Source organism: Mesorhizobium sp. M8A.F.Ca.ET.208.01.1.1, from assembly GCF_004791315.1.
GTDB lineage: Bacteria > Pseudomonadota > Alphaproteobacteria > Rhizobiales > Rhizobiaceae > Mesorhizobium.
In genome coordinates this window covers 418,273-445,272 of record NZ_SRUT01000003.1, presented here as the reverse complement: position 1 = coordinate 445,272, position 27,000 = coordinate 418,273, and the positions used below count along the sequence as shown (strand labels likewise).

Here is a 27,000-nt window from a genome sequence, read left to right as displayed (position 1 = left end):
AATTCCGGCATCAACTAATTTAGGAATGTCTTCCTACATTAGTCAATTCCTACTTAGTTTCCTTGGTCGTTCGTCCACATGTCGATCAGGCCAACCCCACGGCCGTGCGGGCGACCTTGCGCAGTTGAATGAGGCTAGCTGGGCAGCATGGGGCAGTTGGCGCCACGGCGCAGGCTGACATGCGCCACGTCGCCGGCGCTGAATTGAAACCCCTCGGCCTGGCGGGGCGCGTCGATGACAACGGGCATGCCTTGCCCCAGTTCGGCATGCAGGCGCAACGTGCGGCCATGGAAGACGATGCTGTTGACCCGCGCCGGCGCCGTGCCGGGCGCAGCCTCGGCCGCCGCCAGCAAATCCTCCGGGCGCACGCCGATGGTGCGGACCTCGCCTTCGCCGGGCCACTGGCCGGTTTCGGAAATGGCCTCCAGCGGCAAGGTGCCGGCGGTGAAACGCAGGCGGTGGCCATCCCGGCCCACAAAACGTGATTGCAGGAGATTCATGGTGCCGATAAAGCTCGCCACGAACTTCGTGGCCGGCCGGTCATAGAGGGTCGCCGGCGGCGCGATCTGCTCGATGCGGCCCTTGTTCATGACGACGATGCGTTCGGAGATCGACAGCGCCTCGGTCTGGTCGTGGGTGACCATGACGAAGGTGGTGCCGAGCCGCGACTGCAGCCGTTTCAGCTCCACCTGCATCTGTTCGCGCAGATGCGCGTCGAGCGCCGACAGCGGCTCGTCGAGCAAGAGCACGCGCGGCTCGCAGACAATGGCGCGGGCAAGCGCGACGCGCTGGCGCTGGCCGCCCGACAGTTCCAGGACGCGAGCGCGAAGCTTGTCGGCGAGTCCGACCATCTCCAGGGCTTCGCCGACGCGCTTTGCCTGCTCGGCACTGGTGAGTTTTCGCAGGGACAGGCCGAAGCCGACATTTTCGGCGACGTTCATGTGCGGAAACAGCGCGTAGTCCTGAAACACGGTGTTGACCGGCCGCTCGAACGGCCGAAGGGCCGTGATGTCATGACCGTCGAGCAAGACCTCGCCGCTCGACGGGCTTTCGAAGCCGGCAATCACACGCAGGCTGGTGGTCTTGCCACAGCCGGACGGCCCGAGGAGCGTGATGAATTCGCCGCTGACAATGTCGAGATCGACGGTATCGAGTCCGACGATGCCACCTGGAAAAACCTTCGAAACCGCCTGCAGCCGGACGAGTGGATCAGGCGCCATCGCGAACCTCGGACGGCTTCGTGGTGTTGACCCAGAGGATCTGGCACTGCTCCGCGCCGGGATTGCGGAAGGCGTGCAAAAGCGTACTCTTGAAGGCAAAACTGTCGCCGGTCTTCAGCCCGTATTTTGTCGAATCCACCACCAGTTCGACCTCGCCCGAAAGCACGAAGCCGAATTCATGGCCGGCATGGGCGTAGGCTTCCGCCGTGCCGCCACCGGCTTCCACCGTCACCAGCATGCCGGTCTGCGTCGCGCCGGGCGGCGACAGCAGCGCCTTGGCGATGCCTTCGGATTTCACCGGGATCTGCCGCCTTTTGTCGGCGCGCACGCAATAGAGATCATTGACCGCATCGTTGCCGTCGGCGATCAGCGCTGACGGCTCGATGTCGAGCGCGGCGGCGAGCGGCCAGATCACCTTGACGCGCAGCGAGGACATGCCGCGCTCGATCTGGCTCAGCGCGCCGATCGACATGCCGGCTTTTGCCGAGAGATCGGCCAATGACAGGCGGCGCTCGAGCCTGAGCGCCCGCACGCGCCGGCCGACGCGAACGTCGGCATCGTCCTTCGGTTTTTCGGCGGCCTCGTCAAGCATGTCCATGTGCAAGTCCTCGTTTGCTTCTTCCTTCTCCCCTTGTGGGAGAAGGTGGATCGGCGCGTAGCGCCGAGACGGTTGAGGGGTGAGTGACAGATCGCCGCCGGCGCCAAGCTGGAGCACCCCTCATCCGTCGCCTTCGGCGACACCTTCTCCCACAAGGGGAGAAGGGAAGGCCGTAGCTTACCCGCCAGCCTTCACCTTCTCGAACATCTTCGCCATATCGTCGTTCTGTTTCATCGGCCCGGTAAAGATCGTGCTCTTCAGCATCACCTCGGGGTCGGACGGCAGTTGCAGCTTCTCCAATTCGTCCTTCGGCACGCCGGCGAAAGCGGTGCCGAGCGAGCTGCCATAGCCGTAGGACTGGATCAGGAATTTGCCGGAGTCAGCGTCGAGCCGGCTGTTGATGAAGTCATAGGCGAGATCGACGTTCTTGGCGTCCTTCAGCATGACGAAGCCGCAGGCCCAGGTCAGCATGCCTTCCTTCGGCTTCATGAACTCGACCGGCACGCCCTGTTTCTTGAGTGAGGTTGCCGACGCGTTCCAGGTCATGGCGGCGACCAACTGGCCGCTGGCCAGGGCCTGCTCGACCGAGGTCATGTCGGTGGTGTAGCTCGACAGCAGCGGGCGCTGTTCGCGCAGCTTTGCCGCGACCTTGTCCATCTGCTCCGGTGTCATGTCGAAGGGGTTCACGCCTGCCAGAAGAGCCGCGACAATCGGGGTGTCATGCACGGCGTCGATGGTCGCCATACGGCCGGCATATTGCTTGTCCCACAGAAGGTTCCAGCTCGCTTCGGGGTTCTTCACTAGGTCGGTGCGGTAGAGGATCGAGGTGTTACCCCAGTCCCATGGCACCATCCAGACCTTGCCGTCGCCGGCCTGCAGGTCGGGCAGGTTCTTGAACACCGGGAAGATCGAATCCCAGTTCTTGATGCGCTTGGTGTCGATCGGCTGCAGCAGGCCTTCCTTGTTCCAGCGCGCCACCTTGTCATAGCAGGGGTGCGCGATGTCGGGCCGGAAGCCGGCCTTGACCTTGGTGAAGGCATCATCGTCGTCGCCGAAGATCGAGGCCTCGACGCCATCGGGGTGCGCTGCAAGGAAGCTCTTGTTGAAATCGGGCAACTCATAGCCCGACCAGGTGAAGTATTGCAGCTTCTCGGCGGCGAGCGCCACGGTCGACGACAGTGCGAGCGCAAGTGCCGCGAGGCCGGCGCGGACCTTGTGTCCCGACACCGATTTCAGGTGGAATGTCATCTTCGTTCTCCTCTCTCGTTGTTGTGCTTCAGGCTGGATTGCGGCGTACGGCGCCAAGCCCGCGATGGCGCAGGATTTCGGCGGTGCCAGCGATGATGAAGGACACGGCCAGAATCACCGTCCCGAGCGCCATGACGGTCGGCAGCGAGCGGGGAAAGCGCAGTTGGCTCCAGATGTAGAGCGGCAGTGTCGGCTCGGTGCCGGCCAGGAAGAAGACGACGATGAACTCGTCGAAGGAGATCAGGAAGGCGAGCATGAAGGCCGACAGCACGGCCGGCAGGCTGAGCGGCAGCATGACGCGCCGGAAGGTCATCCAGTCCGAGGCGCCGAGGTCGAGCGCCGCCTCGCGAACGGTCCTGGGGATGGCGGCGAAACGGCTGCGCATGACGACCACGGTGGTCGGCAACGCGACCAGGATATGGCCGAGCACGATGGCGACACGCGACGGTCCGAGCCCGACGAGGTTGACCAGGATCAGCAGCGATATGCCGACAATGACGCCAGGAATGAGGATCGGAAGCCGTGCGATGGCGCTGATGGTGGCGGCCAAAGGAGAGCGGCCATAGAGATCCATATAGGACACGGTGATGCCGCACAGCGTGGCGCCCGAGGCCGCGATGGCGCCGATGACGAGACTGTTGACGAGCGCACCCGACAGTGCCGGATTGCCGTAGAGCGTGGCATACCATTGCAGCGTGAAGCCCTGCAGCGGAAACGCGGCCTGGATGGAATCGTTGAAGGAAAACAGCGGGATCAGCAGGACCGGCAGATAAAGGAAGATCAGATAGGCAAGCACATAGAGGCCGAGCCAGCGGCCATCCCGTTTCATGCTGGCGCGCCCTGTTTTCATGTGCGGCTGCCAAACCGGCGGTCCGCGCCGCGCGCGACCAGTACCACGAGCAGGATGACCAGCATGACGCAGACCGAAAGGGCTGCGCCGAACGGCCAGTCATTGGCCTTGCCAAACTGCGACTGGATCAGCGAGCCGATCATGGTGCTGGCCGGACCGCCCACCATGGCCGGCGTGACATAGTCGCCGACCGTCGGCACGAAGACGACAAGCGCGGCGGCCAGCACGCCCGGCATCGAATTGGGCAACACGACCCGACGGAAGGAAGTGAACGGCCTCGCGCCCAGATCGGAAGCGGCCTCGATCAACGATTTCGGGATCGTGTCCAGCGCCACATAGATCGGCAGGATGGCGAACGGCGCATAGGCGTGCGCGAGCGTGACGACGACAGCGGCCGGCGTGTTGAGGAAGGCCAGTGTCGGCTCGGACCAGATGCCACTTTCGATCAGCGCCGAATTCAACACCCCATTGTAGGCCAGCACGATCTTCCAGGCGAAGACACGCAGGAGATAGCTGGTCCAGAACGGCAGCGTGACCAGGAACAGCAGCAGACCGCGTCGCCGGCCGGCGTGAAAGGCAAGATAGTAGGCGACGGGGTAAGCAGTTACGACCGTGGCCAGCGTGACCAGCGCGGCGATGATCAGCGAGCGCAGCGTGACCGTCCAGTACAGCGGATCGGAAACCACGGTGATGAAGTTGGCCAGGCTGAAGCCGGCGCCAAGCAGCGACCCGTCATTGCCGCGGAAGGCGAGGAAAAGCACCAGGCCAAGCGCAAACAGGATCAGCAGGAAAGTGACCAGCGCGCCGGGCAGCAACATGGCGAACCGGAAGCCCGATGAAGCCCGGGTCTCTGGCACATGTGCTGCAACTAGGGTCGACATCGACCTGCCCGTCCCAGGATTTTGAAATTGACTAAGGATTTTTCATATTTGTGAAACTGTCAAGCGGATTCAGAGTACTGCGCTGCTGTGAACGGCGATCTCGCATTTGAGGTACAGTTGCCGTCAGCAATAAAACCCGACGCGGATTTCACATTTCTGAAGGAACGGCTTCAATGAAGAACCGGTTATGGCAGCTCGAATTTGCCCCCGGACGGGATAGACCTTTGAGTGGAATCCGGTGAAAGTGCCGCGCCGATCCGGCCAGAATTTTCGATCCATTCGAGGAACCCAACTCATGACCAATCCGACACATCTGCCCTCCGAAGGCCTGTTTGTCGGGCGCGCCAGGAGCGGCGATGTCTCCCATCCCATGGTGGTCACCGTGCGTGACGGCACCGTCTTCGACATCACCTCGAGCGCGGCGCCTACCGTCCGTGACGTCTGCGAGTTGGCGGATCCGGCCGGCCATGTGGGCTCGGCCAAGGGCACTCCCATCGGTTCTGTCAGCGACCTCGCGGCCAACAGTTTCGAAGCCACGCGCGATCCGGCAAAACCCTTTCTGCTGTCCCCGGTCGACCTGCAGGCGATCAAGGCATCCGGCGTCACTTTCGTGGTCAGCCTGCTCGAACGGGTGATCGAGGAACAGGCCCGCGGCTCGGCGGAAAAGGCCGACGCCATACGCGCCGACATTGCCGGCCTGATCGGCCATGACCTTTCCAAGCTCAAGCCCGGTTCGCCCGAGGCGATGGAGATCAAGGCCAAGCTGATTTCGCGCGGCGCCTGGTCGCAATATCTGGAAGTGGGCATCGGCCCGGATGCCGAGATCTTCACCAAGTGCCAGCCCATGGCCTCGGTCGGCTTCGGCGCCGATGTCGGCCTCCACCCGGTGTCGACCTGGAACAATCCGGAGCCGGAGATCGCCATGATCGCCGCCTCGAGCAGCAGGATCGTCGGCGCCACCATCGGCAACGACGTCAATCTGCGCGACGTCGAAGGGCGCTCGGCGCTGCTGCTCGGCAAGGCCAAGGACAACAACGCCTCGGCTTCGCTTGGCCCCTTCATCCGGCTGTTCGACGACACGTTCTCCATCGCCGAGGTGAAGCAGGCCGTCGTGCGCCTGAAGGTCGAGGGCGAGGACGGATTTTCGCTGGAGGGGGCGAGTTCGATGGCCGAGATCAGCCGCTCGCCGGAGGAACTGGTTGCCGCGGCCATGGGGCCGCACCACCAGTATCCGGACGGGCTGGCGCTGTATCTCGGCACGATGTTCGTGCCATCGAAGGATCGCGGCGAAAAGGGCAAGGGGTTCACGCATAAGGTCGGCGACATCGTCACCATCTCGTCGGAAAAATTCGGCGCGCTGGTCAACCGCGTGCGGCTGTCGCCCGATTGCCCGCACTGGACCTACGGCGCCAGCCATTTGATGCGCGACCTCGCCAAAGCCGGCCTGCTCTAAGTGGTTCTTCAGGGACTTTCGTCCCAAGTGACCGCCCAAACATGATCGGGACAGTCCGCCGGGCTGCGCCTCGGCGACAATCATCCGACTGCCTGGAAAAAATCATCCCAACTGATGCGATCTGATGGGGTCGTTGATGGCGCCGTGTCAGGCGCCAACTACATCTGCAGATGGAGGCTTGCCATCCGCCGAAAAAGGGAATGCTCTTAGGCATCCGAGCGGCGCTGGCAAAAGACGCAATCCGGCCGAAGCCGGAACAAGGGACGGATCATCTTCAACCGGGAGGAAATCACATGCTGACGAGACTAAGACTTGTGCTCTACGGCCTGCTGGTCGCGCTGACGGTCATTCCGGCAGCCGCGCAGGCCAAGACGTTCTACTGGATCTCACATGGCGGGCCGGCCGACCCGGTCTGGACCTACTTCCTCGCCGGCGCCAAGCAATGGGCCAAGGACACCGGCAACACCGTCAACACCTCTTTCCACAATGGCGACGTGGCCTCGCAGCAGGAAGCGGTCCGCGCCGCCCTCTCCGCCAAGGCCGACGGCATCGTCACCACCAGCCCCGATCCGGGCAGCCTTGTCGAGATCGTCAAGGAAGCGCGCGCGGCCAACGTCCCGATCATCAACTTCAACACGCCCGATCCCAAGGCCAATTTCAACGCCTATGTCGGCGGCGACAACGTCACCTTCGGCAAGCACTGGGCGCAGTACCTGGTCGACAAGGGCCTCGTGAAGAAGGGCGACTTCGTCTGGATGCCGGTCGAGATCCCCGGCGCCACCTATGGCGTGCAGGAAGAGGAAGGCATCAAGAGCGTCTTCGGCCCGCTCGGCATCACCTATGAGGTGACCGAAGCGACGCTCGACCAGGCCGAGGTGATCAACCGCATGGTCGACTACCTCACCGCCCACAAGGGCAAGGTCAACGCCATCATCGGCCTGGGCGACCTCGTCACCGGCTCGATCAAGCGCGTGTTCGACCAGGTCGGCGTCAAGCCGGGCGAAATCCCGGTCGTCGGCTGGGGCAACTCGCTCGACACCACCCAGGAAGTGCTGAACGGCTACGTCAATGCCGGCCAGTGGCAGGACCCGCAGGCGACCAGCTACGTCGCGCTGTCGCTCGCCAACATGGCGGCCAGCGGCATTCCCCCGGGCTTCAACGTCATCACCGGCGCGCTCTACGAGAAGGACACCGCGGCGGTCTACGACAAGATCCTGTCCGGCAAATAATCCGCGATCCCTGGCGCCGCGCGTCTCGCGCGGCGCCAGCTATCTTCCTGCGCCGCGGCATGTCCACCCGATGCGGTGGAGGTCGCGGCCCGTTCCAACCATGTCGCGGGTTCCCAGTGGAAAATCATTCGCTCATCCAACGCCTGATCGCGCGGCCGGAATTCGGACCCTTCGTTCTGCTCATCGCCGAGATCGCCGTTTTCTGGGGTTTCAACCACGACTTCCTGTCGCCGCAGAACATCTCCAACACGCTGGCCTTCACCGTCGAGCTCGGCCTGATCGCGCTGGCGATGACGCTGTTGATGACGTCGGGCGAATTCGACCTTTCCGTCGGGTCCCTGTTCGGTTTCTCGCCGGTGCTGATGTGGACGCTGTTCAATGCCGGCGTCACCTCGCTGGAGATGGGCTTCGTCGTCGCGCTGGTAGTTGCCGCCTTGATCGGCCTGGTCAATGGCTGGTTCGTCACGCGGCTCAAGATCCCGTCCTTCCTGGTGACGCTCGGCATGCTGCTGGTGGTGCGCGGCAGCGCGCTTTTCATCACCGACGGGTTTCCGCAGCGCACCTGGAGCGCCGAGGGCAGCTGGCTGGCGGAGGCGCTGGTCGGCGATTTCTTCATCGGCCCGTTCCGCATCTACATGTCGCTGTTCTGGTTCATCGCCGCCGCGATCGCCCTCGGCTATGTCCTGACGCAAAGCCGGACCGGCAACTGGATCCAGGCGGCCGGCGGCAATCCCAACGCGGCGCGCGCCCGTGGCGTCAATGTCAACCGCGTCAAGGTCGGCCTGTTCGTGCTGTCTTCGCTCATGGCGTCGCTTGCCGGCGTCATTTCCTCACTGCGCACATCCGCCGCCAACCCCAACAGCGGCACCGGCTACGAACTGGAGGTGATCGCCATGGTGGTGATCGGCGGCACGGCGCTGACCGGCGGGCGCGGCACCATCATCGGCACCGTGCTCGGCATCCTGATCCTGCGCGTCATGCGCAACGGCATCGTGCTGATCGGCGTGCCCGGGCTTGCCTACAACATCTTCATCGGCGCGATCATCCTTGGCATGATGGCGTTGCATTCGTGGCTGGAACGCCGGCACCAGGCGGGGACTTGAACCATGGCCGAGCCATTGATCCGCATGCAGAACATCCGCAAGTCCTATGGCCGCGTGCAGGCGCTGGTGGACGCCAATTTCCATGTCAACGAGCGTGAGATCGTCGGCCTGCTGGGCGACAATGGCGCCGGCAAATCGACGCTGATCAAGGTTCTCTCCGGCGCGGTGCCGCTGACCAGCGGCGACATCTTCATCCGCGGCAAGAAGGTCGCCTTGCGCAGCACCAGCGATGCCATCGCCCACGGCATCGAGACCATTTATCAGGACTCCGCCCTGGTCACGCAATTGTCGATCGCGCGCAACCTGTTCCTGGGACGTGAGCCGATCAAGCCGCCGCGCTTCCTCAACCGCATGGACCAGGAGGCGATGAACACGGTCGCCCGCGATCTGCTCAAACAGGTCGGCATCTCCAAGAACATCCCGCCGACGACGCCGATCGGCTCGCTCTCCGGCGGCGAGCGCCAGGCGGTCGCGATCGCGCGCGCCATGCATTTCGACAGCGACCTGATCATCCTCGACGAGCCGACCAACAATCTCGGCGTCGCCGAAACACAAGGCGTGCTGAGCTTCGTGCGCAACGCGCGCGATTCTGGCCACTCCTGCATCTTCATCGCGCACAACATCCACCATGTCTTCCAGGTGGTCGACCGCATCGTCGTCATGCGCAGGGGCAAGGTGGTCGCCGACGACATCGATCCAAAGACGACAACCGTGACGGAAGTCGAACGCATCATCACCGGCATGTCGGACAAGGACATCCGCGACGCCCTCGCCGATGGCAAGCCGGGGCACTGAGGGAGCATCGGCATATAGGGTCGCGGCATGAAGGCCACCGTCTCCGACATCGCCAGGACCTGCGGGCTGTCGACCGCCACGGTCGACAGGGTGCTCAACAATCGGCCCGGAGCGAGTGCCGCCAACCGGCAACGCGTCATGGAGGCCGCCAAGCAGCTCGGCTATCTGCCTGTCGCCGACCAGGTGACGCTTCCCTCGAAGCCCGCAAACCTCGAATTCTTCCTGCCGATCGGCAGCAACGCCTTCATGCAGGATCTGGCAAAGCATATCGAGGACTACGCCTCACGCCTGCCGCTGGTGGCATCCTGCCGGATCCACAATCTTGCCGGCATCTCGCCCAATGCCCTGCAGACAGCGGTCGAAAAATTGTCGCTGCGCGCCAACGGCGTCGGTGTCATCGCGGTCGATCATCCCAGGACACGCAACATCCTGCGCGACATCGTCGAGGCCGGCATCCGCCTGGTGACGCTGGTATCCGATATTCCGGCCGCACCGCGCTCGGCCTATGTCGGCATCGACAACCGCGTGGCGGGACGGACGGCGGCCCTTTTGATGGGACGCTTCCTCGGCGGACGCGAGGGGCGGCTGGCGATGGTCGTCGGCTCGCGCTCCTATCGCGGCCATGAAGAGCGCGAGATGGGATTCCGCTCGGTGCTCGGCGAGGAATTTCCCAATCTCACCGTCAGCAGCGCCGTCGAGATCAATGACGAACCCGATGCCAGCTATGCGGAAACCATGAAGGCGTTGCGCAACGAACCGGAACTGCTCGGCATCTATTGCGTCGGCGCCGGGCGCTCCGGCATTGCCAAGGCGATCCGGGAAGCCAGGCCCAACCGCAAGCCGGTGTTCATCTGCCACGACCTGACGAGGGAGACGCGCGGCTATCTCGTCGACGACCTCACCGACGTCGTCATCGACCAGAACGCCAGGTTGATCGCGGAGCAGTCGGTCATCCAACTGCTCGGCTCGATCGCCTCATCGGCGCCCTATCTCACACGCAAATTCATCGAGCCGCGACTGATTTTCCGGGAAAACGTGCCGGTGCAGTGAGGCCCACTTTCCCGAATTCGCGCGGCGCCACGGCGAATCTGCACAGCAGCTATGCACAATTCATTGTTGCCGAATCATTGGGCAATTCGTAGTTTCTGGTTGTCGGCCATCTACTCCTCCCAGATGCGATGCCGACGCTGAATGGGGCGCACCTCCTCCCGCGCCACATTCGAAATCGAGCCCGCTGCCACCTCCTCCCGGCAGCGGGCTTTTTTCGTTCCGATCGGCAGCAATCGCGACGCCGCCACGCCACCCGGTGCTTCCCGGTCACGGAATCGCATGGATCGTTGGCAGTCCGGCAGGTGTCAGTTTGCTGCAGTTCCCCTGAAGGAAACGATCAGCCCTTCCGCCATACGCACGAACTGCGTGCTGGGGCCTTCGGCGCCTACGGTCTGCACGCTGACACGCGCGCCTTCAAACAGCAGCGACAGCGTATCGGCGAGAAGTTCGGCCTGGCCGATACCGGCATCCCGGCAGAGCCCGACCAGGCGTTCGCGCTGGGCTTCCTTGAGCTCCTTGATCACGCGTCTTGCCGGATGATCAGGTTCGGTCAGTTCGGCGGCGGCATTGGCCATGTCGCAGCCGCGGCCATCGGTGTTGAGCATGGCGGCGGCCTTGCGAACCCAGGCATGAAGCTGGGCGAGTTTGTCGCCCGGATGCTCGGCCTCGAACGTTTCCCACATCGCGCCGGCTTTCAAGGCGTTGGCGCGCAGGCATTCGACGATCAGTTCGTCCTTGGACTCGAAGTGACGATAGAGCGTCATCTTGTTCGTGCCGGCAGCCTCGGTGATGGCGTCGACGCCGACGCCCTTGATGCCGTGCTTATGGAACATGTCACGCGCCGTCTCCAGAATCCGATCCCGGGGACGAGAGCGCTCCACGACGCCGTCTGTCATCATGATCTCCTTTCGTTTCCAAAAAACCCTCGGCCACCTCTTGACTAGGGTGTTACCGGTCTGTAACTTCCAGAATGTTACTTACTGGTAACACCTATAGCGTCCGTCGTCAATAACAAGGTCGTGAACTGGTCCTACCAGATCGAGATGGACGAAAAGATTGCCAATCATGCGGCTTCGGCCGGTGAAGAGATGAAAAACGGTTCGTGAGCATGGGCTGCGAATCGACAGACAAGGAGCCGGCCAATGCCACAGCGCCGCGATCTTACCATAGATGAGGCCGTCCGGGATCCGATGATCCGGCTGGTCATGAAAGCAGATGGGGTCGACCCCCGCGCCTTCGAGAACATGTTGCGCTCGCTTGCCGATGGGCAGCGTCGCGGGGTGCCATTGCTGCGTTCACGGGAAATGTCCCGTGACGGGCATGGCCAGTTGTCCAGGGTCGCCAACGCCTTCGGGCGGGTAAGAGCGGCTGGAGAGGCGTGCGTGTCGTGGTAAACTTCTTCATCCATCGTCCGATCTTCGCCTCTGCGATCGCCATCATCATGGTGCTCGCCGGGACGATTTGTTATTTCCTGCTGCCCGTCTCGCAGTTTCCCGACATCACGCCGCCGCAGGTCGTGGTCAGTGCCCACTATCCGGGCGCCAGCGCGCAAGTGGTGGCAGACACCGTGACGACGCCGCTGGAGCAGCAGATCAACGGCGTGCAAGGCATGACCTACATGTCGTCGACGAGTTCCAATGACGGCTCGTCGACCATCACCATCACCTTCGATGTCGGCTATTCCTTGAGCACCGCCGCTGTCGACGTCCAGAACCGCGTCTCGCAGGCGGCATCCTCGCTGCCGGCGATCGTCAACCAGGGCGGCGTGACGATCAAGAAGCAGAACCCGAACTTCGTGCTGATCGTCAACCTGACCTCGCCCGACCATTCCGTCGACCCGGTGGCGCTCTCCAACCTGGCCTATCTGCAGGTGGTGGATCCGCTGAAGCGGCTGCCGGGTGTCGGCGACGTGCAGATCTTCGGCGAACGGCGCTATTCGATGCGCGTCTGGCTCGACCCGGACAAGCTCGCCAATCTCGGCATCACCGCGGTCGACGTCCAGAACGCCATCGCCGAGCAAAACGTCCAGGTGGCGGCCGGGAAGATCGGCCAATCGCCGGCGCCCGCCGGCACCGCCTTCGAGATGCAGGTCAACGCCGTCGGCCGGTTGAGCGATCCGAAGGAATTCGGCGACATCGTCGTGCGTGCCAACACGGATACGGGTTCGCTGGTGCGACTGCGCGACGTCGCCCGTATCGAGCTTGGCGCCCTGCAATATTCGTCCTCGGCCTTCTTCGGCAAGGACCCAACCGTGGTGCTCGCCGTCTATCAGATGCCGGGCTCCAACGCGCTCGATCTGCAGCAGCGCGTCAAGGACAAGATGCAGGAACTGTCGGCGCGTTTTCCCAAGGGCGTCGACTATGCCATGCATTACGATACGACGCGCTTCGTCTCGGCCTCGATGCATGACGTGCTGATCACGCTCGGCGAAGCCCTGGTGCTCGTCGTGGCGGTGGTGTTCATCTTCCTGCAGAGCTGGCGCACGACCATCATTCCGACCATCGCCATTCCGGTGTCGCTGGTGGCGACGCTCGTCATCATGGAGATGATGGGTTTCTCGCTCAACATGCTCTCGCTGCTCGGCATGGTGCTGGCGATCGGTCTGGTCGTCGACGACGCCATCGTCGTGGTCGAGAATGTCGAGCGACAGTTGGAGGCCGGGCTGAAACCACTGGCGGCGACAAAAGCCGCCATGGCCGAGGTGACAGGCCCGATCATCGCCACCACCGCGGTGCTGATGGCGGTCTTCGTGCCGGTCGCCTTCATTCCCGGTGTCTCCGGAAAGCTCTACAACCAGTTCGCGCTGACGGTGGCGATCTCCGTCGGTATCTCCGCATTCAACTCGCTGACGCTCAGTCCCGCGCTCAGCGCGGCCTTCTTGCGCCATCGCGGGGAGACGCAATTCTTCCTGTTCCGCTGGTTCAACACAGGCTTCGACAGGCTGTCGCATGCCTATGCCCATGGCGTGCGCATCCTTATCCGGCTGCGCTGGATCATGCTTGGCCTGTTCGCGGCTGGCCTGGTCGCCACCTATTTCGTCTGGCAGAAGCTGCCCTCGACCTTCCTTCCGGTCGAGGACCAGGGCTATTTCTTCGTCGTCATCCAGCTGCCCGACGGCGCTTCGCTGGAGCGCACCGATGCGGTGGCACAGAAGGCGCGCGACATCCTGCAGGCGACTCCCGGCGTCGACATCGTCGGCTCGATCAGCGGCCTGAACTTCCTGACCAGCGCGGCGCAGTCGAATTCGGCCGTCGAGTTCGCCATCCTCAAGCCGTGGGAACAGCGTGGTCCCGACCAGAGCGCCTCCAAGTTGGTCGCCGACGTGCGCATGAAGCTGCTGCAGATCCCGGAGGCCTTCGCGCTCTCCTTCGATCCGCCGTCCATCCCCGGCATCGGTACGACAGGCGGCTTCGAATTCGTCGTCGAGGATCTCACCGGCCGCGGCAGCACGGCCCTCAACGATGCCACGCAAGCGGTGATCGCCGAGGCGCGCAAGCAACCGGAAATCAATCCGCAGCAGCTGTTCTCGCCGTTCTCGACCTCGACGCCGCAGTTCAACTACAATCTCGACCGCGCCAAGGCGAAACTGCTCGGCCTCAACCTGCCCGACGTCTTCAACACGCTGCAGATCTATCTCGGCTCGCTCTACGTGAACGACTTCAACCTGTTCGGCCGCACCTTCCGGGTGACCATCCAGGCCGACAAGGATTCTCGTGCGGGTGCCGCCGATATTTCACGGCTCTATGTGCGCAATGCCTCCGGCGGCATGGTGCCGCTCAGCACGCTGGGCAAGCTCGTGCCGTTCGTCGGCCCGGAAACCGTGCCGCACTACAACAACAACGCCTCGGCCACCATCAATGGCGGCGCCGCGCCCGGTTATTCGTCGGGCCAGGCGGTCGCCGCCATGGAGCGGGCAGCGGCGACCGCGCTGCCCAGGGATTTCGGTTTCGAATGGACCGGCATCACCTTCCAGGAACTCAAGGCTGGATCGATCGCGTCGGTTGTGTTTGCCCTCGCCATCGTCTTCGTCTTCCTGATCCTGGCGGCGCAGTACGAGAGCTGGGCGATGCCGTTCATGGTGCTGCTGGCCGTGCCTCTCGCCCTGTTCGGCGCGTTCGCCGCACTTTGGGTGCGTGGCATGCAGATCGACGTCTATTCGCAGATCGGCTTCGTCATGCTGATCGGCCTGGCGGCCAAGAACGCCATTCTGATCGTCGAGTTCGCAAGACGGCGGCGCGAGGAAGGCCTCACCATCGTCGAGGCATCGATGGAGGCCGCCCGGCTGAGACTGCGGCCGATCCTGATGACCGCGTTTGCCTTCATCCTCGGCGTGGTGCCGCTGATGATCGCCACCGGCGCGGGTGCCGCAAGCCGTCAGTCGATCGGCACCACCGTGTTTGGCGGCATGGTCGCGGCGACCGTCCTGTCGCTGGTGTTCGTGCCTGTCTTCTACGCGGTCATCGAACAGCTGCGCGAACGGCGCGGCGGCGACGAGCCCGCCTCTCAACACACTGAACCAACGGCCAAACCCGCCTTCCCTCCCCTGGCGGAAGCGGCCGAATAAGATTGGAGAATCATCATGCGTAAATGGAAAATCGCGTTGGGAACGGCTGTCGCGCTGGGTGCGATCTCGGTGGCCAGCGTCCACTTGCTTGACATGGGCAATCTCAGCCTGAATGCCGGCACGGCCGGGGCCGCGCCCGCTCCAGCCGCGTTCGTCATGCCGGTGCCGGTGGCGAGCGTCGTCAAAAAGACGATCCCGATCTACCTCGACTATGCCGCGCGGACCGAGCCGATCCGCAGCATCACGCTGCAGGCGCGCGTCCCTGGCTACCTGCAGGAACAGACGGCGCAAGACGGCGCCGATGTGCGGCAGGGCGACACGCTCTACAAGATCTCGCCCGACGACTTCCAGGCCGCGCTCGATCAGGCGAAGGCCCAGGTGCAGCGCGATACGGCGACGCTCGACTATGCGCGTTCCAATCTCGGCCGCGGTACCGAGCTTGCCAAGAGCGGTTACCTGGACAAGGACAGCTTCGACCAGCGCACCAGCACCTTGCGCGAGGCGCAGGCGTCGCTGGCGCTCAACCAGGCCGCCGTGCGCACGGCCGAGCTCAATTTGAGCTACGCTGAAATCCATGCGCCATTCCCCGGACGCCTGGGCCGCAACCAGGCCTCCGTGGGAACGCTGGTCAGCGTTGCCGGCACCGTGCTCAACACGCTGGTGCAGCTTGATCCGATCTACGTCACCTTCAATCCAAGCGAGACGGATCTGGCGCAGATCGAGGAAGCGCGTGCTGCCGGCCCAATCGAGGTCGAGGTCCTGCTTCCGGGTGAGACCGAAGCCCACCAGAAGGGCGAGCTCACCTTCATCGACAACACGATCGATCACTCGACCGGCACGATCACCACACGCGCCACCATCGGCAACGCCAAATTCACGCTCTTGCCAGGCCAATATGTTCGCGTGCGGCTGCACGTCAAACAACAGCCCGATGCGCTGATGGTGCCGCAGGTCGCGCTGGGATCAAGCCAGCTCGGCAAATATCTCTACGTCGTCGGCAAGGGCAATACGGTCGACCAGCGGCTGGTTTCGCTTGGGCCGACCAGCGGCGACATGGTCGCCATCCTCAGCGGCGTCGCCGAAGGCGACCAGGTGATCACAGGCAATCTGCAGAAGATCGGCCCCGGAATGCCGATTTCGCCCCTCCCACAGAAACCGGCTACCTGACTCCCCCGCAGGCCCGGTTTCCGCGCGGCGCCCTCGACCCTTTCTCAGGTCGCGGGCGCCGTTTTCACGAGCAGACCGACCAGAGCGGCGACGTCAGCGCGATCGGCCTTTGCCGGCGGCATGAAGGCGCAATAGGGGTGCCCCAGGCGCACCGAGACGGAAGAAAGCGCAATCAGCCGGCCCGCATCCAGATCGCCCTGGGCCATCACCCGCTGTCCAAGGGCAATGCCGAGGCCCAACCGAGCCGAGGCTATCGCCAGGCTTGAGAGGCCGACGCGGCGCCCCTGCGACGGGTCGGGCGACCGGTTGCCGCCGCATGCCGCGAACCAATCGGCCCAGCTCGGGTGCGAGGCATAGTTCGGCCCCCAATTGGTGTGGATGAACAGGCTCTCATGCAGATCGGTGAGGCCCGTATCGCCATTGCCGTGCCGCTGCCAGAAGTCCGGCGCGCAGACCGGCAGCACATCGTCATGGACCAGGCGGACCATCCGCAGGCCGGGATAGTGATAGTCGCCATAGCTGATGCGCAGGTCGACGTTCTGGCGCATCAGGTCGATCGGATCATCCTCGGCACGCACGTCGATCGCCATGTGCGGGAAGGCCTCGAGGAGCACGGCCAGCCTCGGCGCCAGCCACAGTTCGGCCAGCGAGAATGGCACGCTGACGACAAGCCGAGTCCTCAGGCCGCCTTCGAGCATGCGCTGGCCGATGGCGGCAATGTCACCGAGCGCACGCGCCGTCTGCGGATAGATGGCGTGGCCGGCGTCGGTCAGCGCGATGCGATTGCCGGTGCGCACGAACAGTTGCTTGCCGAACCAGGTTTCGAGATTGCGGATCTGCTGGCTGACCGCCGCCGAGGAGACGCCAAGCTCGCTCGCGGCCAGTGTGAAGCTGCCGGCGCGGGCGGCGACCTCGAAGGCCTTGATCGCATTCAACGGCGGCAGCCGGTCCACATCAGCCTCCAGAAGTTTTTCTTGGCCAATCCTAATAATTTTCCACGTTGAGAGAAAGAATTTTTTGCCGTCTCCTGTGCCCAACCTTGGAGCTTCCCGATTGGAGCATACGACATGGAAGACATTCTCGACCTCGACCGCTATCCGCTGGATCGCGAAGGCAGCCCCGAATGGGATCGCCTCGTCGAGCAGTCGCTCGCCGCGCTCGCAGCCGACGGCATGTTCAATCTCGAGGGCTTTCTGCGGCCCGGTATCGCCGAACAAGCGGTGCGGGAAATCAAGCCGGTCATGGACACGCGGTCCCATGTCCACAAGCGTTTGCACAACATCTACTTCAAGCCCAGCATTCCGGAATTGGCACCCGACCACCCCGCGCTGCGCAAGGTGGAAACCATCAGCCACACCGTCTGCGCCGACCAGATTCCCGGCAGCACGGTGATGGCGATCTACGAATACGAACCGCTGGTGCGTTTCCTCGCCGCGACGATGGGCAAGGCCAGGCTGCATGTCATGCAGGATCCGTTGGCACGCGCCAATGTGATGGCCTATCGCGCCGGCGAAGCGCTGAACTGGCACTTCGACCGCTCGGAGTTCACCACCACGCTGCTCCTGCAACAGGCGGAGCTCGGCGGTGACCTGGAATACCGCACCGATCTCAGATCGGATGAGGATCCAAACTATGACGGCGTTGCCAGACTGCTCGAAGGGCGCGATCCCGAAGCCAGGGTCCTGCGCATGAAGCCCGGTACGCTGAACGTGTTTCGCGGCAAGAACACCGCGCATCGCGTCACCACGGTCGAAGGCGACCGCGAACGGATGATCGCGGTGTTCTCCTACTATGAGAAGCCGGGCGTGATGTTCAGCGATGAGGAGCGTGTCGGTTTTTATGGCCGGGCGGCTTGATTTCAGCCCAGCCGGCCGGGCTGCCAAGCAAAGCTCAGAAATTCGAGCATGGCCTCTTGTTAGATTGTCGACAATCTGATTGTCTTGCCTTCTGTTCTCGCTGGAGTGGGCCAAATGGTGAAGACGGAGTTCAGCCCGATTGCCGACACGACGCGCCGTGCCGAAATCGTGGCACTGCTGCGGCGCGCGATCCTGACCGGTCAGCTCGAGCCCGGCCAGAAGCTCAACGAGCTCCGTATCTCCGAACAGATGCGGGTCAGCCGCGCGCCGCTGCGCGAGGCGATGCGCGAGCTGGTGCAGGAAGGCATCCTGACCAGCATCCCCTATGCCGGCACCTTCGTCATCAATGTCACCGCCAAGGACATCGACGATGCCTATTCACTCAACAAGGTGCTGGACGAGTTCGCCATCGAGCGGATGTGGAAGCAGCGCGACCAGCGTTTCCTGGACGAGCTTGACCGGCGCCACGAGGCGGTGAAACAGGCGACGCGCGACCGCGACACCACAAGGCAGATCGAAACCGCCCTGCAATTGCATGGCCTGATCCATGAATGGGCCGACAATTCGGTGCTCCTGGAAACCTGGCAAAGGCTGACCAGCCGTTTGCAGATGTACTTCGCCCTGCACCAGCAGGCGCGCAAGGAAGCCGTGCCGGCCGAAAATGTCCATGAGACCTACGTGGCGCTGCTCAAGGGCGACGACATGCGTGCCGCCCAGCGCCATGCCCGCGAGCATATCGACCTCGATTTCGAAGAGCTTCTTGCCTATGCGCGCGGCCTTGAACGGCGCCCGTCGAAAGGCGCCTGATCCCTCCCATCATCGCGGACAATGGATACCCACGTGCAGATCGAAACCATCAAAGCCTATCACGTCGTGCAGCCCTTCGTGGACGGCCCCTACCGCATGTCCAAGGGGCGCGTGGCCGACTGCTTCGACGCCGTGATCGTGTCCATCACCTCCGACAGCGGGGTGACCGGCTGGGGCGAGATGGCGCCGCTCGGCAATTTCTACTCGGCCGCCTTCCCGGCCGGCACGAGAGCCGGCGTGCCGGAGATCGCACCGCACCTCATCGGCCAGGACCCGTGCGGGCTGGCCAGCATCGGCCGGCTGATGGACACCGTGTTCAAGGGCCATCCCTACATCAAATCGGCGTTCGACATGGCCTGCTGGGATCTGGCGGCGCGCGCGGCCGGCGTGCCGCTGGTGACGCTGCTCGGCGGCAAGGAAAGCGACACGGCGGAACTCTACAAGGTCGTCACCCATGGCACGGTCGATCAAATGGCCGCACTTGCCAAGCGCATCATCAAGGACGGTTTCCAACGGCTGCAGGTCAAGGTCGGCGGCAATGTCCATGACGACATCGAGCGCGTCACGGCGGTCGCCGCCTCGGTACCGAAAGGCACGGTCATCTTCTGCGACGCCAATGCCGGCTGGACCCCCTACCAGGCGCGGCAGTTCGCCGATGCCACGCGGGCGATCGACTACACGTTCGAGCAGCCCTGCACGACGATCGACGAGAACATGTCGGTGCGCCGCATGCTCGACAAGCCGATGGTGCTCGACGAATCCGTCACCTCGCTCGAGGCGATGCTGGAAATCCATCGCCTCGGCGCGGCCGACGGCCTGACGCTGAAGATTTCGCGGCTCGGCGGCGTCACCAAGACCCGGCTGATCCGTGACGTCGCCGTCGATCTCGGCTTCATGATCACGGTCGAGGACACCGGCGGCGCCGAGATCGACACATCCGCCATGGCGCATCTGTCGCTGTCGACGCCGGAGGAGCGGCGGCTGCATGCGATCGCCTTCCATGAATGGGTGACCGTGCGCACCGCGTCGAACGCGCCGCCGGTCACCGGCAGCCGCATGGGCATTCCCGACGGGCCGGGCCTCGGCATCGACGTCGTTCCCGACTTGCTCGGCAAGCCTTTCTTCGAGGTCAGCCGGTGAAGATCCGCAGCATCAAGGCGACGCCTATCAATCTTCGCCTCGAAGCGCCCTATGCCTGGGTGTTCGGCGAACTCGACGGTTTTTCGCCGACCATCGTCGAAGTCGAGACCGAGGACGGCCTTGTCGGGCTGGGCGAAGCGCCGACGCCGGCGGCGGCCGCCATCATCAACGATGGTCTCGCCAAACGGCTGGTCGGCCGCGACGCCTTCGACATCGCCGGCGCCGAGCATGTCAGCCTGCCCTTCTGGACCGGCGTGCAGTCGATCAACGACCGCGCCCGCATCATGGCCTTCGGCGCCATCGAGATGGCGCTTTGGGACTTACGCGGCAAGGCATGGAACCAGCCGCTCTACCAATTGCTTGGTGGCGCCGCGCGCAAGGACATCCCGTTCACCGACTACTTCTCGCTGCGCGGCAATGGGGCTGGTGTAAAGGGCGAGACGACGCCGGAAGCCGTCGCCGACTATTGCGTCGAACTGCACGAGACGCATGGAACGACGTTCTTCGAAGGCAAGTTCTCGACCGACGACCCGAAAGTCTCGCTGAGAATGGTCGAGCTGATCCGCAAGAAGCTCGGCGACGATGCGATGATCCGCATCGATTCCAACCAGGCTTATTCGCTGGCCACCGCCCGGCGGCTGGCGCGGCCGCTGGAAGATCTCGGCGTGCGCAACTGGGAGGATCCGGTGGCGACGATCGAGGAGATGCGCGAGCTTCGCCGCCATTGTTCGATCCCGTTCTCGACCCACAATATCGACATTGCGCGCGCCATGGACCTCAAGGTGCCGGATGCTTTCGTCGGCAACCCGACGGCGCATGGCGGCATCGGCCGGATGCTGCGGTTCGTCGGTGCCTGCGAGCACGCGGGCATCGATTTCTGGTGCTACAGCGGCGACAGCGGCATCGGCAGCGCGGCCTACCTGCACCTGTGCGCGGCGCTCGGCTGGATCCGGGAGCCGAACCAGTCGCTGTTTCGCATGCAACCGATTGACATCACCGAGCAAGGGCCGTTTTCGCCCGAGAACAATACGGTGCGTGTCCCGGAAGGCCCGGGTCTCGGTGTCACATTGTCGCGGAAAAATCTCGCGGCCTGCCATCGCGACTTCGCCGAGAACGGCCCGTGCAACAAATATCACGACCCGGCCAAGCCCGGGACATATCGCCGTTTGCCGCTGAACTAGGAGTACGAGACGGGAAAGGAGACGGAATAAGAGTCCGCCGCCGCGCGCGGATGGCGACGGCAGGACCGGACGGATGGAAGCATTGCCTCAAGAAAATCTGACCCGCACGCCGGAAGGATCGGATGGACCCAGAAAAACCGCATGCTACAGTCCCGGTCGACTGACATCGTTGATGGCCGGGACAGGAGAACTCCACGGACTTTCGTCAACTGAAAACACATTCATCAACCATAAGAAACAGGGGAAAGGGTTAAACCCATGATCAAGAACTACCGCATTCTCGACCTGATCCGGCGTAATCGCTCGCCGCTCGAAAATCACTTGATCGACGGGCTCGTCGATGGCCGTGTCAGCCGCCGCGACTTCATCCGCCATGGCAGCCTGCTCGGCCTGTCGCTGCCGCTGCTTGGAGGCATCACCACGGCCGCCGGCTTTGGCGGCATGCCGTCGCTGGCCCGCGCCCAGGGCGCACCCGGCGCCACCATCCGTGTCGCCAGCAGCGTGCCGGCAGCCGCCATCGATCCGGTCACCATTGCCGACGCCGGCGGCCTCCTGGTCATGCAGCAGGTAGCCGAATTCCTCTGCGTCGACGGCCCCGACCTCGTGCTCAAGCCGGCACTGGCCGAAAGCTGGAAGCCGAACGACAACGGCTCGGTGTGGACCTTCAAACTGCGCAAGGGCGTGAAGTTCCACAGCGGCGGCGAGATGAAGGCGGAGGACGTGGTGGCGAGCATCGACCGCCTCGCCGATCCGGCAAACTCGTCCAACGCGCTGTCGGTGTTCACCGGCATCCTGTCGAAGGGCGCCAGCAAGAAGGTCGACGACTACACGGTGGAATTCCACCTAGACGCGCCGAACGGCAACTTTCCCTACATGCTGTCGTCGGACAATTACAACGCCGTCATCGTCCCGGCGAGCTACAAGGGCGACTACGAAAAGAGCTTCGACGGCACCGGGCCGTTCAAGATCGAGAAATACACGCCGAAGGTCGGCGCCTCCTTCGTCCGCAACGAGGACTATTGGGGCGAGAAGGCGCTGCCGGAACGCACCGAATTCACCTTCTTCACCGATGTACAGCCGATGATCCTGGCGCTGCAGGGCGGCCAGGTCGACATCATCAACCAGATGCCGGTGCTGGCCGGCGTGGCCCTGCTCAGTGATCCAAGCGTCGACATCATCAGCCTGAAGTCTTCAGCGCATCAGCAGCTGCATCTGCGTTGCGACGACGGCCCGCTGAAGGACGCACGCGTGCGCCGCGCCATCGCGCTCAGCATGGATCGCGACAAATTGGTCGCAGGCCTGATGAAGGGGCGTGCCGTGGCCGGCAACGACAGCCCGTTCGCCGCGGTCTACCCCTCGACCGATACGAGCATACCGCAGCGCAAGCAGGACATCGCGCAGGCCAAGCAGCTCATGGAAGCAGCCGGTGCCGGCAAGGGCTTCAAAGTCACGCTGACCACCGAGCGCTACCTCGAAATCCCCGAATACGCCCAGCTCATCCAGAACTGGGTCAAGGAGATCGGCATCGAGCTCGAACTCAACATCCTCGACCAGGGGGCCTATTACGGCGACGCGGTGTTCGGCAAATCGAACTGGCTGGATTCGGTGATGGGCATCACCGACTATGGCCATCGCGGCGTGCCGAATGTCTATCTTGCCGCTCCCTTGAAGAGCGACGGCACCTGGAATGCAGCGCACTTCAAGAACAAGGACTACGACGCGCTGGCGACCAGCTATATCGCGGCACTCGATCTCGAAGCCCAGAAGGCCGACGCCGGCAAGATCCAGAAGCTTCTGCTCGAGGAAACCCCGGTCATCTTCGGCTATTTCTACGACTACCTGACGGCAACGGCGAAGGGCGTGGCCGGCGTGCAGCCGACAGCAATGTCGCAGCTGTTCCTCGATAAGGCGTCGAAGGCGTAAGCGAAAAGGGAAAGCCAGTCCTCTAATAGCCAGCTCCTCCGGGGAGCTGGCTTTGCAAGGAGTCTTAGCCATTCTCTCCTTCTTTGCGCGGCGTGTGTCCCTGTCGCTGATCACGCTGTTCCTGCTCAGCATCATGGTGTTCCTGGGCGGCCAGGTTCTGCCAGGCAATGTCGGGCGCGCGATCCTCGGCCCGTTCGCCGACCAGCGCGCGGTGGACGCGCTCAATCACACACTCGGCGTCGATCGCCCGCTGCTTGTCCAGTACTGGAGCTGGATCTCCAACTTCGTCCAGGGCGACATGGGCACCTCCTACATCTTCCGCTCGCCTGTGGCGCCGTTCGTCATCGATGCGCTCGGCAATTCGATGAAGCTGGCGGCCGTCGCCTTCGTGCTGGTGGTGCCGATCGGCATTCTGGGCGGCGTCATTGCGGCGCTCAACCTCAACCGTCCGCTCGACCGCATCATCAGCCTCGGCGGCCTGTCGGTGACGGTGCTGCCCGAGTTCGTCACCGGCATCATCCTGATCCTGATCTTCGGCGTATGGCTGCGCTGGCTGCCGATCTCGGCCGCTTGGCCCAGGAATGCCGGCTTCTTCACCCAGCTCTATTACCTGATCCTGCCATCGCTGCCGCTGTTCCTGGTGCTGTTCGGCTATATCGCGCGCATGGCGCGTTCGGGCATGATCGAGGCGCTCGATTCCGACTATACGCGGACCGCCGTGCTGAAGGGCCTGCCCTGGCGCACGGTGATCTGGCGCCATGTGCTGCGCAATGCGCTGTTGCCGACCATCACCGTCATCGCCACCCAGACCGGCTACCTCATCGGCGGGCTGGTGGTGATCGAGACGCTGTTCCGCTACCAGGGCATCGGCTCGCTGATCTTCACCGCGGCGCGCGGCAAGGATTTTCCGATGCTGGAATCCGGCATCCTCACCATCGGCATCGTCTATGCCGTGGCGACCCTGGCCGCCGACTTCCTCTATTCCGTGCTCAATCCGCGCATCCGCCTGGGGTCAGACCAATGAGCGCCGTCCAGACCACCTCACAGGACGACACGCGCAAGCGCGGCCCGCTGGCCGAAGTCTTTTTCTCCCTGCTGCGATCGCGAACCTTCCTTGTCGGTCTCGCCATCGTGCTGTTCTGGGTTGCCTGCGCACTGTTTGGCGAACGCTTCGCGCCCTACGATCCGCTCGCCGACGATATCATCAACGCGCTGGCGCCGCCCTCGCGTGAGCACTGGTTCGGCACCGACCAGATCGGCCGCGATGTGTTCTCGCGCGTCATCGTCGGCTCGCGCGATATCCTCACCGTCGCGCCGCTGGCGACCTTGCTGGCGACGGTCGCGGGCACCGCGCTCGGCCTGCTCACCGGTTATTTCCGAGGCATCGTCGACGATGTCGTCAGCCGCATCCTGGAAGCCTTCATGGCGATCCCCGTGGTGATCGTGGCACTGCTCGCCATCGTCGCGCTCGGCACCTCCAAGACCACCGTCATCATCGTCATCGGCCTGAGCTTCGCGCCGATCATCGCGCGCACCGTGCGCTCGGCGGTGCTGGCCGAGCGTGAACTCGACTATGTCGCGGCCGCACAGCTCAGGCATGAGAGCGCGCTGCATACGATGTTCGTCGAGATCCTGCCCAACGTCATCCCGCCGATCCTGGTCGAGACCACCGTGCGACTGGGCTATGCCATCTTCGCCGTCGCCACGCTCTCCTTCATGGGCTTTGGCATCCAGCCGCCGTCACCCGACTGGGGCCTCTCGATCTCCAGCAATTACGGCATGATCGGCGGCGGCTTCTGGTGGACGGTGCTGTTCGACGCGCTGGCCATCGCCTCGCTGGTGATCGGCGTCAACCTGGCCGCCGACGGTGTGCATGGGGCCTTCAATGACTGAACCCGCCGTGGCAAAAAACGCGCTCGAACTCAGAGACCTGTCGGTTGCCTACCGGGTCGCCGGCCGCAATCGCGCGGTGCTGCGCAATCTCAGCCTCACCATCGGCCAGGGCGAGGCCTACGGGCTGGTCGGAGAATCCGGCTGCGGCAAGTCGACGGTGGCGCTCACCGTGGTGCGCTACCTCCCGCGCAACGGCTCGATATCGGGCGGCGCCATCTCGCTCGACGGCCAGGATGTCATGAAGCTCGACGCCGAGGCACTGCGGCGCGCACGGGCCGAAAGCGTCTCCATGGTCTATCAGGATCCGGGCAAGGCGCTGAACCCGTCGATCCGCATCGGCCGGCAACTGACCGAGATTTTCGAGCTTGGCGGCATAACCGGCCAGGCGGCCACCGATCGCGCCATCGCCATGCTGAACCGGGTGCGCATCTCCGATCCGCCAAGCGTCATGCAGCGCTATCCGCACCAGCTGTCGGGTGGCATGCAGCAGCGCGTGGCGATCGCCATGGCGCTGGCCAACGACCCCTCGATGCTGATCCTCGACGAGCCGACGACTGGGCTGGATGCCACAGTCGAGGCCGAGGTGCTCGACCTCATCGCGCAGCTCAGGCGGGAACTCTCAGCCTCGATCCTGTTCATCAGCCACAACCTCGCCGTCGTCTCCAACATGTGCGACCGGGTCGGCGTGCTCTATGCCGGCATGCTGGTCGAGGAAGGACCAACGGAGGTCGTCTTCAACGATCCGCGCCATCCTTACACTGTCGCGCTGCTGCGCTGCCTGCCGCGCGGCGGCCAGCGCAAGGACCAGGGCCGGCTCGACACCATTCCGGGTTTCCTGCCTGGCATCGGCGCCGTCATCAAGGGTTGCGCCTTCGCCGACCGCTGCGCGCTCGCCGACGACCGCTGCCGCACCGAACTGCCGCCGCTCTATGAGCTGAGCGACGAGCGCGGAACCCGGCTGTCGCGCTGCTTCCATCACGACAAGGCGCAATCGCTGCCGCGCGCCACGCCCGCCGACGTGGCGCCGGCACCGAAGCCCGCGAGCGCGCCGGTGCTGCGTGTGGCGGGGCTGAACAAGACCTATGCCAGCCATGGCTATCCGCTGCGCGCGGTCAAGGACGTGTCGCTCGATCTCAGGCCCGGCGAGACGCTCGGCCTGGTCGGCGAATCCGGCTCGGGCAAGACCACCTTCGCCAGGCTGCTGCTCGGGCTCGTGCCGCCCGATGCCGGCGGCACCATCGAGCTCGAGGGCAAGGCGCTGGCGCCGAAGCTGGAGAACCGCGACGACGACCAGGTCAAGGCGATGCAGATCGTCTTCCAGAACCCGGATTCGGCGCTCAACCGTTCGCATTCAGTCCGCCATCTCATTGGCCGGGCGCTTAAGCGGCTGGCGGGGCTCAGGGGTGCCGCCCTCGAGGCGCGCCTCAACGATCTCGTCCGCTCGGTACGCCTGACCGACCGGCATCTGGCTGTCAAACCGCGCCAGCTCTCGGGCGGGCTGAAGCAGCGCGTCGCCATTGCGCGCGCCTTCGCCGGCGATCCGCGTATCGTGGTCTGCGACGAGCCGACCTCGGCACTCGATGTCTCCGTCCAGGCGGCGATCCTCAATCTGCTTGCCGACCTGCAGTCGAAGGAAGACGTCAGCTACATCTTCATCTCGCACGACCTCGGCGTGGTGCGGTACCTCTCCGACAAGATCGCCGTGCTCTATCTCGGCCGCATCATGGAGCTCGGGCCATCGGAGGACGTTTTCTCCGGGCCGCATCATCCCTATACCGAGGCGCTGCTCTCGGCGGTGCCCAAGCTCGACCAGACCGAGACGGCGCGCATTCGGCTCGACGGCGAAATCCCCAGCGCCACCAACCCGCCCTCGGGCTGCGTCTTCCACACGCGCTGTCCACGCAAGATCGGGTCCATCTGCGAACAGCAGGAGCCGCCATTGGCCGAGGCGCAGCCGGGACACTCGATCCGCTGCCATATTCCCTACGCGGAACTGGCGCGGCTGCAAAAGACAGCGGTGGCCGAACCGGCATAGCGAGACA

The 27,000-nt window shown here is 63.9% G+C and carries 22 protein-coding genes; 15 read left to right on the top strand and 7 right to left on the bottom strand.

Features of this window, described 5'->3' with window-relative positions; translation table 11 throughout:
• Positions 1-134: 134 nt before the first annotated feature.
• From EN851_RS18795 to EN851_RS18775, 5 genes are all read right to left on the bottom strand, one after another.
• On the bottom strand, positions 135-1,220 hold the full coding sequence (locus tag EN851_RS18795) for an ABC transporter ATP-binding protein (protein WP_135929808.1): 1,086 nt from the start codon (positions 1,218-1,220) through the stop codon (positions 135-137).
• The gene (locus EN851_RS18790; protein ID WP_135929807.1) at positions 1,210-1,818 is read right to left on the bottom strand and encodes a cupin domain-containing protein; all 609 of its coding nucleotides are present in this window, start codon (positions 1,816-1,818) and stop codon (positions 1,210-1,212) included. The genes EN851_RS18795 and EN851_RS18790 overlap by 11 nt, the downstream gene beginning before the upstream one ends.
• A gap of 177 nt (positions 1,819-1,995) precedes the next feature.
• A complete protein-coding gene (locus EN851_RS18785; protein ID WP_135929806.1) occupies positions 1,996-3,066 on the bottom strand; it encodes an ABC transporter substrate-binding protein in 1,071 nt (356 codons plus the stop codon).
• Between the two features lie 28 nt (positions 3,067-3,094).
• On the bottom strand, positions 3,095-3,916 hold the full coding sequence (locus EN851_RS18780; RefSeq protein ID WP_189343683.1) for an ABC transporter permease: 822 nt from the start codon (positions 3,914-3,916) through the stop codon (positions 3,095-3,097).
• Positions 3,913-4,797 (bottom strand): ABC transporter permease, encoded by an 885-nt coding sequence (locus EN851_RS18775; RefSeq protein ID WP_127873059.1) that lies wholly within the window; start codon positions 4,795-4,797, stop codon positions 3,913-3,915. The genes EN851_RS18780 and EN851_RS18775 overlap by 4 nt, the downstream gene beginning before the upstream one ends.
• Positions 4,798-5,092: 295 nt before the next feature.
• Between EN851_RS18775 and EN851_RS18770 the strand changes: the two genes are divergently transcribed.
• From EN851_RS18770 to EN851_RS18750, 5 genes are all read left to right on the top strand, one after another.
• Positions 5,093-6,250 carry a fumarylacetoacetate hydrolase family protein gene (locus EN851_RS18770; RefSeq protein WP_135929805.1) on the top strand — a complete coding sequence of 386 codons (1,158 nt, stop codon included), beginning with the start codon at positions 5,093-5,095 and terminating at the stop codon, positions 6,248-6,250.
• Positions 6,251-6,543: 293 nt separating this feature from the next.
• A complete protein-coding gene (locus tag EN851_RS18765; protein ID WP_127278978.1) occupies positions 6,544-7,479 on the top strand; it encodes a substrate-binding domain-containing protein in 936 nt (311 codons plus the stop codon).
• Positions 7,480-7,595: 116 nt separating this feature from the next.
• On the top strand, positions 7,596-8,582 hold the full coding sequence (locus EN851_RS18760; RefSeq protein ID WP_135881563.1) for an ABC transporter permease: 987 nt from the start codon (positions 7,596-7,598) through the stop codon (positions 8,580-8,582).
• 3 nt (positions 8,583-8,585) lie between these two features.
• Positions 8,586-9,377 (top strand): ATP-binding cassette domain-containing protein, encoded by a 792-nt coding sequence (locus EN851_RS18755; protein ID WP_135929804.1) that lies wholly within the window; start codon positions 8,586-8,588, stop codon positions 9,375-9,377.
• A 27-nt stretch (positions 9,378-9,404) separates the two neighbouring features.
• Complete coding sequence (locus EN851_RS18750; protein ID WP_135916248.1) at positions 9,405-10,427, top strand: LacI family DNA-binding transcriptional regulator; 1,023 nt, start codon at positions 9,405-9,407, stop codon at positions 10,425-10,427.
• Between the two features lie 305 nt (positions 10,428-10,732).
• Here EN851_RS18750 and EN851_RS18745 read toward each other — a convergent pair whose 3' ends face one another.
• The gene (locus tag EN851_RS18745) at positions 10,733-11,323 is read right to left on the bottom strand and encodes a TetR/AcrR family transcriptional regulator (protein WP_127278974.1); all 591 of its coding nucleotides are present in this window, start codon (positions 11,321-11,323) and stop codon (positions 10,733-10,735) included.
• A gap of 491 nt (positions 11,324-11,814) precedes the next feature.
• Here EN851_RS18745 and EN851_RS18735 point away from each other — a divergent pair, with 491 nt between their 5' ends.
• Both EN851_RS18735 and EN851_RS18730 read left to right on the top strand, forming a co-directional pair.
• On the top strand, positions 11,815-14,991 hold the full coding sequence (locus EN851_RS18735) for a multidrug efflux RND transporter permease subunit (protein WP_135916320.1): 3,177 nt from the start codon (positions 11,815-11,817) through the stop codon (positions 14,989-14,991).
• A 15-nt stretch (positions 14,992-15,006) separates the two neighbouring features.
• A complete protein-coding gene (locus tag EN851_RS18730) occupies positions 15,007-16,158 on the top strand; it encodes an efflux RND transporter periplasmic adaptor subunit (RefSeq protein ID WP_127279204.1) in 1,152 nt (383 codons plus the stop codon).
• Between the two features lie 44 nt (positions 16,159-16,202).
• Here EN851_RS18730 and EN851_RS18725 read toward each other — a convergent pair whose 3' ends face one another.
• A complete protein-coding gene (locus EN851_RS18725; RefSeq protein WP_135929803.1) occupies positions 16,203-17,111 on the bottom strand; it encodes a LysR substrate-binding domain-containing protein in 909 nt (302 codons plus the stop codon).
• 114 nt (positions 17,112-17,225) lie between these two features.
• On the opposite strand from EN851_RS18725, the gene EN851_RS18720 reads away from it, so the two are divergent.
• The 8 genes from EN851_RS18720 to EN851_RS18685 all read left to right on the top strand — a co-directional run bounded on the left by EN851_RS18720 (position 17,226) and on the right by EN851_RS18685 (position 26,993).
• A complete protein-coding gene (locus EN851_RS18720) occupies positions 17,226-18,014 on the top strand; it encodes a 2OG-Fe(II) oxygenase (protein ID WP_135929802.1) in 789 nt (262 codons plus the stop codon).
• 114 nt (positions 18,015-18,128) lie between these two features.
• Positions 18,129-18,821 (top strand): GntR family transcriptional regulator, encoded by a 693-nt coding sequence (locus EN851_RS18715; RefSeq protein WP_127873051.1) that lies wholly within the window; start codon positions 18,129-18,131, stop codon positions 18,819-18,821.
• 33 nt (positions 18,822-18,854) lie between these two features.
• Positions 18,855-19,961, top strand: coding sequence for a mandelate racemase/muconate lactonizing enzyme family protein (locus EN851_RS18710; protein ID WP_135929801.1), 1,107 nt, complete (start codon positions 18,855-18,857; stop codon positions 19,959-19,961).
• Positions 19,958-21,142, top strand: coding sequence for a mandelate racemase/muconate lactonizing enzyme family protein (locus EN851_RS18705; protein ID WP_135929800.1), 1,185 nt, complete (start codon positions 19,958-19,960; stop codon positions 21,140-21,142). Before EN851_RS18710 ends, EN851_RS18705 begins: the two co-directional genes overlap by 4 nt.
• A 258-nt stretch (positions 21,143-21,400) precedes the next feature.
• Complete coding sequence (locus tag EN851_RS18700) at positions 21,401-23,065, top strand: ABC transporter substrate-binding protein (protein ID WP_127873048.1); 1,665 nt, start codon at positions 21,401-21,403, stop codon at positions 23,063-23,065.
• A gap of 70 nt (positions 23,066-23,135) precedes the next feature.
• Positions 23,136-24,089 (top strand): ABC transporter permease, encoded by a 954-nt coding sequence (locus EN851_RS18695; RefSeq protein WP_127279106.1) that lies wholly within the window; start codon positions 23,136-23,138, stop codon positions 24,087-24,089.
• Positions 24,086-24,958 carry an ABC transporter permease gene (locus tag EN851_RS18690; protein ID WP_127279103.1) on the top strand — a complete coding sequence of 291 codons (873 nt, stop codon included), beginning with the start codon at positions 24,086-24,088 and terminating at the stop codon, positions 24,956-24,958. Before EN851_RS18695 ends, EN851_RS18690 begins: the two co-directional genes overlap by 4 nt.
• Positions 24,951-26,993 (top strand): ABC transporter ATP-binding protein, encoded by a 2,043-nt coding sequence (locus tag EN851_RS18685; RefSeq protein WP_135929799.1) that lies wholly within the window; start codon positions 24,951-24,953, stop codon positions 26,991-26,993. The genes EN851_RS18690 and EN851_RS18685 overlap by 8 nt, the downstream gene beginning before the upstream one ends.
• Positions 26,994-27,000 lie beyond the last annotated feature (7 nt).

Excerpts from the sequence above, each read along its gene's own strand:
- EN851_RS18790 (WP_135929807.1), bottom strand. The coding sequence starts at position 1,818 with ATGGACATGCTTGACGAGGCCGCCGAAAAACCGAAGGACGATGCCGAC.
- EN851_RS18715 (WP_127873051.1), top strand. The coding sequence starts at position 18,129 with ATGGTGAAGACGGAGTTCAGCCCGATTGCCGACACGACGCGCCGTGCC.
- EN851_RS18785 (WP_135929806.1), bottom strand. The coding sequence starts at position 3,066 with ATGACATTCCACCTGAAATCGGTGTCGGGACACAAGGTCCGCGCCGGC.
- EN851_RS18720 (WP_135929802.1), top strand. The coding sequence starts at position 17,226 with ATGGAAGACATTCTCGACCTCGACCGCTATCCGCTGGATCGCGAAGGC.
- EN851_RS18750 (WP_135916248.1), top strand. The coding sequence starts at position 9,405 with ATGAAGGCCACCGTCTCCGACATCGCCAGGACCTGCGGGCTGTCGACC.
- EN851_RS18770 (WP_135929805.1), top strand. The coding sequence starts at position 5,093 with ATGACCAATCCGACACATCTGCCCTCCGAAGGCCTGTTTGTCGGGCGC.
- EN851_RS18690 (WP_127279103.1), top strand. The coding sequence starts at position 24,086 with ATGAGCGCCGTCCAGACCACCTCACAGGACGACACGCGCAAGCGCGGC.
- EN851_RS18780 (WP_189343683.1), bottom strand. The coding sequence starts at position 3,916 with ATGAAAACAGGGCGCGCCAGCATGAAACGGGATGGCCGCTGGCTCGGC.
- EN851_RS18730 (WP_127279204.1), top strand. The coding sequence starts at position 15,007 with ATGCGTAAATGGAAAATCGCGTTGGGAACGGCTGTCGCGCTGGGTGCG.
- EN851_RS18795 (WP_135929808.1), bottom strand. The coding sequence starts at position 1,220 with ATGGCGCCTGATCCACTCGTCCGGCTGCAGGCGGTTTCGAAGGTTTTT.
- EN851_RS18685 (WP_135929799.1), top strand. The coding sequence starts at position 24,951 with ATGACTGAACCCGCCGTGGCAAAAAACGCGCTCGAACTCAGAGACCTG.
- EN851_RS18700 (WP_127873048.1), top strand. The coding sequence starts at position 21,401 with ATGATCAAGAACTACCGCATTCTCGACCTGATCCGGCGTAATCGCTCG.
- EN851_RS18745 (WP_127278974.1), bottom strand. The coding sequence starts at position 11,323 with ATGACAGACGGCGTCGTGGAGCGCTCTCGTCCCCGGGATCGGATTCTG.
- EN851_RS18755 (WP_135929804.1), top strand. The coding sequence starts at position 8,586 with ATGGCCGAGCCATTGATCCGCATGCAGAACATCCGCAAGTCCTATGGC.
- EN851_RS18765 (WP_127278978.1), top strand. The coding sequence starts at position 6,544 with ATGCTGACGAGACTAAGACTTGTGCTCTACGGCCTGCTGGTCGCGCTG.
- EN851_RS18775 (WP_127873059.1), bottom strand. The coding sequence starts at position 4,797 with ATGTCGACCCTAGTTGCAGCACATGTGCCAGAGACCCGGGCTTCATCG.